Raw genomic sequence first — 12,934 nt, 5'->3', positions numbered from 1 at the left:
GGTGGCGCTGCAGGCTTCCGCTGGGCGAGCGACGGGCGGCCGCGGAGCCTGTCCTGGCGCCGGACGGAAGCGGGGCTGGTCGTGGCGTCGGAGCCCTTCGACTCCCGCGATCACGGCTTGCACGGGGTCCCGCCCGGCTCGGCTCTCCGCGCCAAGATCGGCGCGGTGCCGGAGATCCTGGCCTTCGGGGTCAACGCGCTCCCGCTCGCGGCCTGAACGCGGGCATCAGCCGCCGGCGGCGGCCCTGGCCCGTCCGGCCGGGCCCCACCCGGTGGGCACGGGGGCACCACCGGGCGCAGCACCCCCGCGCGGCCCCGGGCGCGCCCCGCCGAGGGACTGCCCGTAGCGGTCCGCGACCGGAGTCGCGGTGGCGTAGGCCCCGGGACGTCCCAGGCGGAGTTCCACCCCCTCCGCGGCGAAGGCCCGGCGAAGCGCGAGAAGCGTGGCGCGATGGGGCACGCCCTGCCGCGCCTCGAAGTTCCGGACGGTGCGCTCGCTCACGCCCGCGCGGATGGCGAGGTCCTGCTCGGTCCAACCCAGCGCGCGCCTGAGGCGCTCGCAGGTGCTGGCGGTCAGGGGCAGCGCTGTCTCCGGTGCGCCTTGTCCGGCAGGATGCGCCGGTGGCGGCTTCGTGTCGTCGCGCATGATCCGTGGTGCTCCGTCGCGGTTCGTTCCGGAAGCTGCCGTGGAGCGCGGTCCCGCGCAGTCTCGTTGGTACGATCGCTGCGATAGGCGCAAGCCCGCCTTGCCGAGGGAGCCCCGGAGGATGGGAGGCGGGAAGGAACGGTCGCGGGGGGGCCGGACCGATCGGGCCGCGCCGGGTTGACCGGGACCCCGCCCGGGCCCCGTATGCCGCTATGTCGCCCGACAATCCCCTCCTGGCGCCGCCCCCCACCCCCTTCGGTCTGCCGGCTTTCGACCGGATCCGGCCCGAGCATGTCGGCCCGGCCTTCGAGGCCGCGATGGCGACGCACCGCGCGGAGATCGAAGCGATCGGGTCCGACCCCGCGCCGCCCGACTTCGCGAACACGATCGAGGCGCTGGAGCGGAGCGGGCGGGACCTGGCGCGTGTCGGGGCGGTCTTTTCCAACCTCGTCGTCAGCCTCGGTGGCGCGGCACTGGAGGAGTTGGACCGGGAATGGTCGCCGCGGCTGGCGGCGCATCACGTGCGGATCGCGATGGACCCGGCGGTGTTTGCGCGCGTCGCGGCGCTGCATGCGCGCCAGGACTCGCTGGACATGCCGGAGGATGCGCGGCGGCTGCTGGAGCGAACGCATCTCGGCTTCATCCGCAGCGGCGCCGCCCTCGGTCCCGTGGAGCGGGAGCGGCTGACGGCGATCACGGAGCGGCTGGCAGTGCTGCACACGCGCTTCGGGCAGAACGTGCTGCACGACGAGAAGACCTGGCAGTTGCGGCTGCTTGAAGACGACTTGGACGGTCTGCCGGACTTCCTGCGCGACGGCCTGGCGGCGGCCGCGGCGGGGCGGGGGCTGGACGGCTATCTCGTCACGCTGTCGCGGTCGCTGATCGAGCCGTTCCTGACCTTCTCCGCGCGCCGCGACCTGCGGCACGTGGCCTACGCGGCCTGGGTCGCCCGAGGCCTGCATCCAGGGGAGCACGACAACCGCCCGCTGATCCCGGAGATCCTGGCACTGCGGCGGGAGCGAGCGCGTCTGCTCGGCTACCCCGACTTCGTCGCCTTCCGCCTCGCGGATTCCATGGCCGGGTCGGTCGGAGCCGTCCGTGACCTGCTTCTGGCAGCCTGGGATCCGGCCAAGCGCTGGGCAGCGGAGGAACGGGACCGGCTGCTCGCCGCCGCGCGGGAGGAAGGCTTCAACGACGCGATCCGACCCTGGGACTGGCGCCACTACGCCGAGAAGGTGCGCCGGCGCGACTACGCGCTGGACGAGGCGGCGCTGAAGCCCTTCTTCGAGTTCGGGGCGATGCAGCAGGCCGCCTTCGACACGGCGGGGCGACTCTTCGGCCTGTCCTTCGCGGCGCAGGATGGGCTTGCGTCCTATCACCCGGATGTCCGGACCTACGAGGTTCGGGACGCCGCGGGGCATGTCGGCGTCTTCCTCGCCGATCCCTTTGCGCGGCCGGACAAGCGATCCGGCGCCTGGATGAGCAGCTACCGCGACCAGGAGAACCTGGACGGCCCGGTCTCGCCTGTCATCGTCAACAACAACAACTTCGCACGGTCCGAGCCGACCCTGCTGAGCTTCGACGACGCGGAGACGCTGTTCCACGAGTTCGGCCACGCGCTGCACGGTCTGCTGTCCCGCGTGCGCTACCCCGCGCAGTCCGGCACGAGCGTCCGGCGGGACTTCGTGGAGCTGCCATCCCAGATCTACGAGCACTGGCTGGCGCTGCCGGACACGCTGCGCCGCTACGCCCGGCACCACGCGACGGGCGAGGCGCTGCCGGAAGCGACGATCGAACGGTTGCTGTCGGCGCAGACCTTCAACCAGGGCTTCGCGACGGTGGAATACGTGGCCTCGGCGCTCCTTGACCTCGCGCTGCACGAGCATCCGTCGCCGGAGACGCTGGACATCGAGGCCTTCGAGGCGGAGGTCCTGGCGGAGATTGGCATGCCCGCGGAGATCGGGCCGCGCCACCGGCCCGCGCATTTCCAGCACCTCTTTGCGGGCGGCGGCTACGCGGCGGGCTACTACTCCTACCTCTGGGCGGAGGTGCTGGACGCCGACGGCTTCGACGCCTTCCGGAAGGCCGGCGATCCTTACGACGCCGCGATCGCGGGCCGGCTGCGGACGCTGCTTTCGGCCGGGGATTCGCGGGACCCGATGGCGCTCTACGTCGCCTTCCGTGGGCGACCGCCTTCGGTCGGGCCGCTCCTGCGGGATCGTGGGCTGGCCGCGGCCTGACGGAAGGCCTCCCGCCCCTGCGACTTGACGCGGCGGGAGGGGCTTCGCAGCGTGGCGGGCATCGGGACGTCGTCGGGCCGAGGGGCGGGCAGCCTCCGGCAAGGATCGGGGGAAACGTGTCGGAAACGGTATCGCGACAGGTCGTGACCACGCGCGTCGAGGACGGTATCGCCGTCCTTACCGTCAGCAATCCGCCGGTCAACGCCCTCGGCGCGGCCGTGCGTGCGGCCCTGGTCGAAGCGCTTCAGGCAGCCGTCACGGACGGGGCCGTCCGCGCGATCGTGCTGCGGGCAGAAGGACGCGCCTTCATCGCGGGGGCCGACATCTCGGAGTTCGGCAAGCCGCCGGTGCCGCCTTCCCTGCCGGACGTCGTGGCGGCGTTCGAGGACTCGGCGAAGCCCATCGTCGCCGCAGTGCATGCGGCGGCGCTTGGCGGCGGGTTGGAGGTGATCCTGGGCTGCCACGCACGCGTCGCGGCGCCGGCCGCAGCCTTCGGGCTGCCGGAAGTCAAGTTGGGCCTGCTGCCCGGCGCGGGCGGGACGCAGCGCCTGCCGCGGCTGATCGGGGCGGCCGAGGCACTGCGGATCATGGTCGCCGGCGATCCGGTCAAGGCGTCGGACGCGCTGCGCCTGGGCATCGTGGACGAGGTCGCGGAGGGCGACCTGGTCGCGGCGGCGAAGCGCCGCGCGGCGTCGCTGGCGGGGGCCGGTGCGCCGCGGCCGACGAAGGCGCGTGACGCGCTGGGCGCCCGCGACGCCTTCGAGGAGGCCGCCGCCGCGAGCCAGAAGAAGGCGGGCGACAACCCTTCGGCAGCCGCCTGCGTGGACGCGGTGCGCGCATGCTTCGAAGCAACCTTCGAGGAGGGGATGGCGCGGGAGCGCGCGCATTTCGTCCGGCTGCGGGAAGACCCGCGGAGCAAGGCCCTGCGCCACGCCTTCTTCGCGGAACGCACGGCGGCGCGGGTGCCCGGCGTGGGCAAGGACGTTCGGCCGCGCGCCGTGAAGCGTGCGGCCGTGATCGGCGGCGGTACGATGGGCGGCGGCATCGCCATGTGCTTCGCCAATGCGGGCATCCCCGTGACGCTCATCGAGACGAGCGCGGAGAACCTGGAACGCGGCCTTGGGCGCGTGGCGTCGAATTACGACACCTCGGTCAAGCGCGGCAGCCTGACGCAGGACGCCCGCGACAGGCGGTTCGGGCTGATCGAGGGAAAGATCGGGCTGGACGCGGTCACGGATGCCGACGTCGTGGTCGAGGCGGTCTTCGAGGAAATGGGGCTGAAGAAGGACATCTTCGGCACGCTCGATCGGCTCGCGAAGCCTGGGGCGGTGCTGGCGACGAATACCTCCTACCTCGACGTGAACGAGATCGCCGCGGCGACCTCTCGGCCGGCCGACGTGGTGGGGATGCACTTCTTCTCGCCGGCGAACGTCATGCGGCTGCTGGAGGTGGTGCGTGGCAAGGCGACCGCGCCCGATGCACTGGTGACGGCGATGGAACTGGGCCGGACGCTCGGCAAGGTGCCGGTCGTCTCCGGCGTCTGCCACGGCTTCATCGGCAACCGGATGCTCGCGCGGCGGACGGCGGCGGCGGAGCGGCTGCTGATCGAGGGCGCGCTGCCCGAGGAGGTCGATGCGGCGCTGACCGCCTTCGGCTTCCGCATGGGGCCCTTCGCGATGGCGGACCTGGCGGGGCTCGACATTGGCTGGCGCATCCGGAAGGCGACTGGGAAGACGGCGCCGATCGCCGATGCGCTCTGCGAGGCGGGGCGGCTCGGGCAGAAGACGGGCAAGGGGTACTACGACTACTCCGGCGGCGCGCGGACCGGCGCGCCGGATCCGGAGGTGCCGGCGCTGATCGAGCGGGTGTCGTCCGACCAGGGCGTCACACGCCGGAGCATCGGGCGTGAGGAGATCACGGAACGCCTGCTCTACCCGATGATCAACGAAGGGGCGCGCATCCTGGAGGAAGGGATCGCCGCGCGTCCCGGGGACGTCGATGTGGTCTGGCTGCATGGCTACAACTGGCCAGCGGCGACGGGCGGGCCGATGTTCCACGCCGATACGGTTGGGCTTGCGCGTATCGCGGAGCGGCTTGAAGGCTTCGCGGCGGATTCGGGCGACGAAACGCTGCGGCCGGCGGCGCTGCTGCGGCGGTTGGCGGATGAGCGCCGCGGCTTCGCATCGCTGGAAGCCAAGGCGGCGTGACCGAGCCGCCGGCGCATCCTTGGGAGGCATCCTACCCGCCGGGATGCCGCTGGGATACGCCGATCGAGACGGGCACGCTGCCCGAGTTCCTGGACCGTGTGGCGGTCCGGTGGGACGGCAAGCCGGCGCTGGAATATCGCGGACGGGTCGTGTCGTACCGGGAACTCCGGTCCCTCGCCGACCGGCTGGCGGCGGGGTTCCTGGCGGCGGGGATTGGTCCGGGCGAGACGGTGGGCCTCTACCTGCCGAACTCGCCGTGGCATCCCGTCGCCTTCTTCGCGCTGCTGCGGGCCGGGGCGCGGGTGGTGCACCTGTCCGCGCTCGATGCGCGGCGGGAGGTCGCGCACAAGCTGCGCGACAGCGGGGCGCGGGTGGTCGTGACGGCCGACCTGCCGTCCCTGCTGGAGAACGCAGCCTGGCTGCGGCAGGACGGTCCGGCAACAATGGTATTCATCGCGCCGGACGCGTATTGGACGGGCGGGGAAGATGCCGCGCGTCCGGATGGCTTCCTGTCACTCGTTCCGCTGCTGGACGCACCGGCCCCAGCATCATGGCCCGAGATCCGCGCGGGGGACGTGGCGCTGCTGCAGTACACCGGCGGCACGACGGGGCGGCCGAAGGGTGCGATGCTGACGCATGCGAACCTGACGGCGGCCGTGTCCATCTACACGGCCTGGGTGGACGAACGGACGCGGCTGGAGCCGGGCGAGCAGCGCGTGCTGCTGGTGCTTCCGCTGTTCCACATCTACGCGCTGACCGCCGTGCTGCTGCGGCACCTGTCTGAGGGCAACATGCTGCTCGTGCGGCCGCGCTTCGATGCCGCGTCGGTGCTGGACGATATCGAAGGGCATCGGGTCAGCGTCTTCCCAGGCGTGCCCACCATGTTCATCGGCCTGCTGAACGCGCCGGGGGCCGAAGGGCGCGACTTTTCCTCGCTCCGCATGGTGTCCTCGGGCGGGGCACCCCTTCCCTTCGAAGTCAGGGCAAAAGTCGAGCGATTGCTGGGGTGCTTCCTCGGTGGCGGGTGGGGGATGACGGAAACCTCGCCAGCCGGGACGCGCGTGACGCCGGATGCGCCGCGGCGCGCGGGGATGATCGGCCTGCCCCTGCCTGGGGTGGAATTGCGGATCGTGTCGGCCGAGGATCCCTCGCGCGTCCTGCCGCCCGGCGAGACGGGGGAGATCGCGGTCCGCGGACCCAACGTCTTCGGCGGCTACTGGAACGCGCCGGAGGCGAACGCGGCGGCTTTCCGCGACGGGTTATTCCTGACGGGCGACGTGGGATGGATGGATGAGGGGGGTTACTTCACCCTCGTGGACCGGCGAAAGAACATGATCATCTCCGGCGGGTTCAACGTCTATCCGAACGCGGTGGAAGGGGCCATCTACGAGCATCCGGACGTCGCGGAGTGCATCGTGATCGGCGTTCCCGATCCCTACAGGGGCGAGGCGGCGAAGGCCTACGTCACGCTGCGGGCCGGCGCGGCGCCGCTGACGCTCGAGGCGTTGCGGGAGTTCCTGCGCGACCGTCTCGGCCGGCACGAAGTGCCCGCGGCGCTGGAGGTCCGTGACCACCTGCCCCGGAGTGCGACGGGCAAGCTGCTGGCCAGCGCGCTGCGGGACGAGGTTCGGGGGGGCGCCATTGGCTGACGGGATGTTCGATCCGGCGACGGCGGGATGGGAACGGCGCGGGACCGGCGCCTTTTCACTCCTCACCGGCCCCTTCTGGGCACGGCGAGACGATCGCGGCTGGGTCTATGGCCTGCTTGCGGAGGACCGGCACCTGAACGGCGCGGGCATCGTCCATGGCGGGCTGCTGGTCACCATGGCCGACAACGCGCTGGGCCTGACGGTTTGGGAGGCGGCGGGGCGCGTGCCCTGCGTGACGGTGACGCTGAACACGCAGTTCATCTCGGCCGTGCACCCCGGCGAGTTCATCCAGGCGCGGGCGGAAATCCTGCGCCAGGCGCGGTCCACGGTCTTCGTCCGCGGCGTATTGACGGTGGGTGACCGGATCGTCGCGGCAGCGGACGGGGTTTGGAAGATCCTGGCCGCGCCGCTCGCGAGGAAGGGGGGCGCATGAGAAGCGCGGTCATTGTCTCGACGGCGCGGACGCCGATCGGGCGCGCCCACAGGGGTGCGTTCAACGACACGCAGGCGCAGACGCTCGGCGGCCACGTCGTGGCCGAGGCCGTGCGGCGCGCCGGCGTGGAGCCGGGCGAGATCGAGGACGTGGTGATCGGCGCAGCCGTGCAGCAGGGTGCGCAGGGCTACGACCTCGGGCGCCAGGTCGCGCTGCGCGCGGGGCTGCCGGAGACGGTGCCGGGGATGACGGTGGACCGGCAATGCGCGTCGGGGCTGATGGCGATCGCGACGGCGGCGAAGCAGGTCATCCATGACGGCATGCAGGTCGTGGTCGGCGGGGGCTTGGAGAGCGTCTCGCTTTGCCAGAACGAGAGGACAAATCGCTGGCGGCGGGAGGACCCCGACCTCGTCGCGCGCGTGCCGCACATGTACATGACGATGCTGGAGACGGCGGAGATCGTGTCCGACCGCTACGGCGTGCCGCGGGACGCGCAGGACGAATACGCCTTCCGGTCGCAGCAGAAAGTCGCGATGGCGCAGAAGGCCGGCCACTTCGATGCCGAGATCGTGCCGCTGCCGACCGTCATGTCTGTGACCGACAAGACGAACGGCGAGGTCTCGCGCCGCCCCGTGACGCTGGAGCGGGACGAGGGCAACCGGCCCGACACGACGCTGGAGGGGCTGACCTCCCTCAAGCCGGTCTTCAAGGACGGGCAGGTGGTGAAGGAGGGCCGGTTCGTCACGGCCGGCAACGCGTCGCAACTGTCGGATGGTGCTTCGGCCTGCGTCGTGATGGGGGAGGGCGAGGCGTCGCGTCGCGGCCTGCATCCGCTGGGCATCTACCGCGGTATGGCGGTCGCGGGCTGCGATCCCGCGGAGATGGGCATCGGGCCGGTCTTCGCGGTGCCGAAGCTGCTGCGCCAGCACGGGCTGACGGTGGACGATGTCGGGTTGTGGGAGCTGAACGAGGCCTTCGCCTGCCAGGTCCTCTACTGCCGAGACCGCCTCGGCATCCCGGACGGGCTGCTCAACGTCAACGGCGGCGCCATCAGCATTGGGCATCCCTATGGCATGTCCGGCGCGCGGATGACGGGACACGCCCTGATCGAGGGCAAGCGGCGGGGCGCGCGCTTCGTCGTGGTGACGATGTGCGTCGGCGGCGGCATGGGCGCCGCCGGCCTGTTCGAGGTGGCTTGAGATGGACCTTCGCTTCACCCCGGAGGAGCGCGCCTTCCGCCAGGAAGTCCGCGACTTCATCGCCGCCGAACTGCCGCGCGAGACGCAGGACAAGCTCGTCGCCGGGCGGCACCTGTCGAGACGGGACATGGTGGACTGGCACAAGAAACTGCACGCGCGCGGCTGGGCCGTGCCGCATTGGCCGCGCGAATGGGGCGGTTCGGACCTGACGGCGACGCAGCGCTTCCTGCTGACGGAAGAACTGCAGAAGGCCCCTGCCCCGCTGCCGCTTGCCTTCAACGCGCTGATGGTCGGCCCGGTCATCGCCGCCTTCGGGACAGAGGAACAGAAGCGGCGCTTCCTGCCTCCCACCGCCAGCCTCGACATCTGGTGGTGCCAGGGCTTCTCGGAGCCGGGGGCGGGGTCGGACCTCGCCTCGCTCAAGTGCTCGGCCGAGCGGCGCGGCGACACCTACGTCGTCAATGGACAGAAGACCTGGACGACGCTCGCGCAGCACGCGGACTGGATCTTCCTGCTGGTGCGGACGGACAAGGCGGCGAAGAAGCAGGAAGGCATCTCCTTCCTGCTGGTGGACATGCGCCTGCCCGGCGTCACCGTGCGCCCGATCATCACCATCGACGGCGCGCACGAGGTGAACGAGGTCTTCTTCGATGACGTGCAGGTTCCCGCGGACTGCCTCATCGGCGAGGAGAACCGCGGCTGGGACTGCGCCAAGTTCCTCCTCGGCAATGAGCGCGCGGGCCAGGCGCGCGTCGGAACCAGCCAGGAACGGCTGCGGCGGCTGAAGGGTCTCGCGGCACGGACGATGCAGGACGGACGGCCGCTGATCGAGGACAGCCGCTTCCGCGACCGCGTCGCGGAGGTCGAGGTGCAGTTGAAGGCGCTGGAGATGACGACGATGCGCGTCGTCGCGAAGGCCGCTGGCGGGGACCGGAAGCCCGACCCCGCCTCCTCCATCCTGAAGGTGCGGGGGTCGGAGATCCTGCAATCCATCACGGAGCTGTACCTCGAAGCAGCAGGCCCCTACGCATTGCCCGCCGTCCCGGAGCCGCGCGAGGGCGCCAATGAGCCGGAAGTCGCGCCGGACTGGGCGACGACGGTGGCACCGACCTATCTCAACTGGCGCAAGCTCTCGATCTACGGCGGCTCCAACGAAGTCCAGCGGAGCATCATGGCCAAAGCCTTCCTGGGTCTCTGACGCGATGGATTTCGAGCTCTCCGACGAACAGCGGATGATCCAGGACAGCCTGAGGCGGCTGCTGGCCGACCGCTACGGCTTCGAGCAGCGGCGCGCGCTGGCCGGCACCGCCCCGGGATGGAGCCGGGAGGTCTGGGCCGCCTATGCCGAACTGGGCCTCCTCGGCCTGCCTTTCGCGGAGGAGGAGGGCGGCTTCGGCGGTGGGCCGGTCGAGACGCTGATCGTCATGGAAGCGCTCGGCGGCGCGCTGGCGCTGGAGCCCTACCTCTCGACGGTCGTCGTGGGGGGCGGCTTCCTGCGGCACGGGGCCGATGCGGCGCAGCGCGCCGAACTCGCGCCGCGCATCACGGAAGGCGCGCTGCTGCTGGCCTTCGCGCAGGTGGAACCGCAATCACGCTATGACCTGGCCGACGTGGAGACACGCGCCCGGCGCGACGGTGACGGATGGGTGCTGGAAGGCCGCAAGGGCGTCGTCCTGCACGGCGACACCGCGGACATGCTGATCGTGACGGCGCGCACCGCCGGGGCGTCGCGGGAACGGCGCGGCGTCGGCGTCTTCCTCGTGGCCGCCGGCGCACCGGGCGTGACGCGCCACGGCTGTGCCACCTTCGACGGCGGACGCGCGGCCGATGTGACCTTCGCCGGCGCGCGCGCCCACGCCGTGCTGGGCGACCCGGAGGACGGGCTGCCGCTCGCCGAACGCGTGGTGGACGAGGCGGTCGCGGCCCTCGCCGCGGAGGCGGTCGGGGCCATGGACGCGGCGCAGCGCCTGACCATCGACTACCTCCGCACCCGCAAGCAGTTCGGCGTGCCGATCGGCTCCTTCCAGGTCATCCAGCACCGCGCCGCCGACATGATGGTCCACCTGGAGCAGACGCGCTCCATGGCGATGTACGCCGCCATGATGGCAGACGAGGAGGACCCGGGCGAACGCCGCCGGGCCATGCACGCCGTGAAGGTCCAGGTCGGCCGCGCCGCGCGGCGCCTGGGGCAGGAGGCCGTGCAGCTCCACGGCGGGATCGGCGTAACGATGGAATACGCCGTCGGACACTATTTCGCCCGGCTCACCGCGATCGACACGATGTTCGGCGACGCTGACCGGCACCTGCGGCTTCTCTCGGATGCGGGCGGCCTGATCGCTGCGTAGCGCCCCACCCCACGCCCGGGGCAGTATCCTGGCGAGACGGCCGCGAAGACGGCCGACCGAGGGAGGAGAGCATGCGACATGAGACGACGTTCCGCCGGCGCGGGCTGCTCGCAGCCGGGGCGGCGCTGGCTGCCCCGCGCCTCGCGGCGGCTCAGGGGCGTTTCCCCGACCGGCCGATCCGCCTGATCATTCCCTGGCCGCCCGGCGGGTCCGCCGACGCCCAGCTCCGATCCCTCGGCGAGATCGGGGCGCGGGCCCTCGGCCAGCCCGTGGTGCTGGAAAACCGCCCGGGCGCCGGCGGAACGCTCCACGCACCCTACCTCGCGCGAGAGGCGCGGCCGGACGGGTACAGCATCGGCCAGATGCACCTCTCGGTCATCCGGCGCGCCTTCATGATGCGCAACGCCGGCTGGGACCCGGTGGCCGACTTCACGCCGATCATCGGCCTCACCGGCTGGCTCTTCGGCATCGCGGTGCGGGCCGACAGCCCGATCCGCGATTGGGCGGGCTACATCGCCTACGCGAAGGCCAATCCGGGCCGGCTGAGCTACTCGAGCTCGGGCATCGGCACGTCCAACCACATCGCGATGGAGGATATCGCGGCGCGGGAGGGCATCGAACTGCTCCACGTGCCCTTCCGCGGCACGAACGAGGGCGTGACGGCGGTTCTGTCGGGACAGGTCATGTCCGTCGCCGATTCCTCGGCCTGGGCGCCCAACGTAGAGGCGGGACAGATGCGCCTCATCTGCGTCTGGACCGCGGAGCGGACGCCACGCTTCCCCGATGTGCCGTCGCTGCGCGAGCTCGGCCACGACCTCGTCGTCACCTCGCCCTACGGGCTGATGGGGCCGAAGGGGATGGATGCCGGCGTGGTCCGCGTCCTGCACGACGCGTTCAAGGACGCGCTCTTCGATCCGGCGAACCAGCGGGTGCGGTCGCAGTTCGACATGCCGCTGGAATACCTCCCGACCGAGGATTACCGCGCCTTCATCGCGCGCCGCGCTGAGTATGAGCGGGCGATGGTCCAGCGGCTGAACCTCCGGCTGGAATGACGGGCGGCGGCCCCGCCGCTCACGCCACGCCGGCGGCGCGGGCCCGGGCCAGGACGCGCTCCGCACGCCGCGCCACCGGCCGCTCCACCAGCCGCCCGTCGAGGACCGCGAGGCCGCCGTCGCTGTCCCGGTAGGCCGCGACGACCCGCGCGGCCCCGGCCGCCTCCTCCGGCGTCGGCGTGAAGGCGGCGTGGATCGGCCCGACCTGGACGGGATGGATCGCCGCCTTGCCGGTGAAGCCGATACGCCGGGCGGCGCGGGCCTCGTCCTCCGTCACCGCGGGAGCGCGGACATCGAGGCAGGGGACGTCCATCGCCTCCACCCCCGCGGCGTGCGCGGCGTGGACGACTCGCGCGCGGGCATGCCGCAGCGGCTCCTCCGCCACCTCGACGCCGAGTTCCGCCGCCAGGTCCACGCCGCCGAAGAGCAGCCCGGCGACGAGCGGGGAGGCCGCGGCGATGGCGGGCGCCGCCTGGACGCCGCGAAGGGTCTCGATCAGGGCGACGATGCGTGGGACGGCGCCTCCCTCGGCCAGCACGGCTTCCGCGATCCGGATCTCCTCCGCGTCGTCCACCTTCGGCATGACGAGGATGCCCCGTCCCGGGGCGAGGTCCGCGACCGCCGCGAGGTCGCGCAAGCCGTCGCGCGAGCGGAGCGTGTTGATCCTGACGGCGCGGAGGGCCGGTCCCCCTCGTCGTCGCGCAGGAAGTCCAGGGCCGCGGACCGTGCGGCCGCCTTGGCCTCGGGCGCCACAGCGTCCTCCAGGTCCACGCAGACGATATCGGCACCGGCCGCCAGCGCCTTGCCGAAGCGGTCGGGCCGGCTGCCCGGCACGAATAGGAGGGATCGAAACACGTCGTTCTCCGCGCGCTGGCGCCGGCGCAATGGCTGGGCCCGCCCGGCCTTGCCGGACGGGGAAGCCGGCACCGGGCCGGGGCCCCGCTGCGGTGCCGGATGCAGGCCCGCCCCGTCAACCCGCCCAGGCCGGCGGCGAGCCCGGCGCGGGCTCTTCGATCCGGCTGTCGTCCGCTTGCGAGCCACCCAAGGGCAAGCGCAGCCACGGGCCAGGTCGGAACGGCGCTCGCCCGAAAGGACATCCGCGCGGGCCGGTTCCGCCCAGAGCCGCACATCTGCTTCTCCGACGGCAGCCCAGGCCCCCTTGAT

Annotated in this window: 10 protein-coding genes and 1 pseudogene; 8 read left to right on the top strand and 3 right to left on the bottom strand. The window is 72.1% G+C overall.

From position 1 onward, the window contains the following. Positions 1-225 precede the first annotated feature (225 nt). Complete coding sequence (locus ACE7GA_RS18890) at positions 226-645, bottom strand: helix-turn-helix transcriptional regulator (protein ID WP_376089951.1); 420 nt, start codon at positions 643-645, stop codon at positions 226-228. Positions 646-857: 212 nt separating this feature from the next. On the opposite strand from ACE7GA_RS18890, the gene ACE7GA_RS18885 reads away from it, so the two are divergent. The 8 genes from ACE7GA_RS18885 to ACE7GA_RS18850 all read left to right on the top strand — a co-directional run bounded on the left by ACE7GA_RS18885 (position 858) and on the right by ACE7GA_RS18850 (position 11,770). Continuing rightward, positions 858-2,885 carry a M3 family metallopeptidase gene (locus ACE7GA_RS18885; protein ID WP_376089948.1) on the top strand — a complete coding sequence of 676 codons (2,028 nt, stop codon included), beginning with the start codon at positions 858-860 and terminating at the stop codon, positions 2,883-2,885. Between the two features lie 143 nt (positions 2,886-3,028). Then, positions 3,029-5,092 carry a 3-hydroxyacyl-CoA dehydrogenase NAD-binding domain-containing protein gene (locus ACE7GA_RS18880; RefSeq protein ID WP_376089945.1) on the top strand — a complete coding sequence of 688 codons (2,064 nt, stop codon included), beginning with the start codon at positions 3,029-3,031 and terminating at the stop codon, positions 5,090-5,092. Continuing rightward, the gene (locus ACE7GA_RS18875) at positions 5,089-6,741 is read left to right on the top strand and encodes an AMP-binding protein (protein WP_376089942.1); all 1,653 of its coding nucleotides are present in this window, start codon (positions 5,089-5,091) and stop codon (positions 6,739-6,741) included. Before ACE7GA_RS18880 ends, ACE7GA_RS18875 begins: the two co-directional genes overlap by 4 nt. Before the next feature lie 4 nt (positions 6,742-6,745). Further along, on the top strand, positions 6,746-7,174 hold the full coding sequence (locus ACE7GA_RS18870) for a PaaI family thioesterase (protein ID WP_376089939.1): 429 nt from the start codon (positions 6,746-6,748) through the stop codon (positions 7,172-7,174). Next, positions 7,171-8,373, top strand: a complete 1,203-nt coding sequence (locus tag ACE7GA_RS18865) for an acetyl-CoA C-acyltransferase (RefSeq protein ID WP_376089936.1) — start codon at positions 7,171-7,173, stop codon at positions 8,371-8,373. The genes ACE7GA_RS18870 and ACE7GA_RS18865 overlap by 4 nt, the downstream gene beginning before the upstream one ends. Before the next feature lies 1 nt (position 8,374). Continuing rightward, positions 8,375-9,571, top strand: a complete 1,197-nt coding sequence (locus ACE7GA_RS18860; protein ID WP_376089933.1) for an acyl-CoA dehydrogenase family protein — start codon at positions 8,375-8,377, stop codon at positions 9,569-9,571. Positions 9,572-9,575: 4 nt separating this feature from the next. After that, a complete protein-coding gene (locus ACE7GA_RS18855) occupies positions 9,576-10,718 on the top strand; it encodes an acyl-CoA dehydrogenase family protein (RefSeq protein WP_376089930.1) in 1,143 nt (380 codons plus the stop codon). Positions 10,719-10,789: 71 nt separating this feature from the next. Beyond that, on the top strand, positions 10,790-11,770 hold the full coding sequence (locus tag ACE7GA_RS18850; protein ID WP_376089927.1) for a tripartite tricarboxylate transporter substrate binding protein: 981 nt from the start codon (positions 10,790-10,792) through the stop codon (positions 11,768-11,770). A gap of 19 nt (positions 11,771-11,789) precedes the next feature. Here the strand turns inward: ACE7GA_RS18850 and ACE7GA_RS18845 are convergent, their stop codons facing one another. Together ACE7GA_RS18845 and ACE7GA_RS18840 are read right to left on the bottom strand one after the other, a co-directional pair. After that, a complete protein-coding gene (locus ACE7GA_RS18845; RefSeq protein WP_376089924.1) occupies positions 11,790-12,407 on the bottom strand; it encodes an HpcH/HpaI aldolase/citrate lyase family protein in 618 nt (205 codons plus the stop codon). 122 nt (positions 12,408-12,529) lie between these two features. Further along, positions 12,530-12,604: pseudogene (locus tag ACE7GA_RS18840) on the bottom strand (hypothetical protein); the annotation flags it as partial. Positions 12,605-12,934: the final 330 nt, after the last annotated feature.

Origin of the sequence: Roseomonas sp. CCTCC AB2023176, assembly GCF_042259275.1 — a bacterium.
In the GTDB taxonomy this organism is placed as follows: Bacteria; Pseudomonadota; Alphaproteobacteria; order Acetobacterales; family Acetobacteraceae; genus Roseomonas.
This window is presented reverse-complemented; position numbering and strand designations above follow the sequence as displayed.

Coding starts and splice junctions, on each gene's coding strand:
- ACE7GA_RS18890 (WP_376089951.1), bottom strand. CDS start 645: ATGCGCGACGACACGAAGCCGCCACCGGCGCATCCTGCCGGACAAGGC.
- ACE7GA_RS18885 (WP_376089948.1), top strand. CDS start 858: ATGTCGCCCGACAATCCCCTCCTGGCGCCGCCCCCCACCCCCTTCGGT.
- ACE7GA_RS18870 (WP_376089939.1), top strand. CDS start 6,746: ATGTTCGATCCGGCGACGGCGGGATGGGAACGGCGCGGGACCGGCGCC.
- ACE7GA_RS18865 (WP_376089936.1), top strand. CDS start 7,171: ATGAGAAGCGCGGTCATTGTCTCGACGGCGCGGACGCCGATCGGGCGC.
- ACE7GA_RS18860 (WP_376089933.1), top strand. CDS start 8,375: ATGGACCTTCGCTTCACCCCGGAGGAGCGCGCCTTCCGCCAGGAAGTC.
- ACE7GA_RS18855 (WP_376089930.1), top strand. CDS start 9,576: ATGGATTTCGAGCTCTCCGACGAACAGCGGATGATCCAGGACAGCCTG.
- ACE7GA_RS18850 (WP_376089927.1), top strand. CDS start 10,790: ATGCGACATGAGACGACGTTCCGCCGGCGCGGGCTGCTCGCAGCCGGG.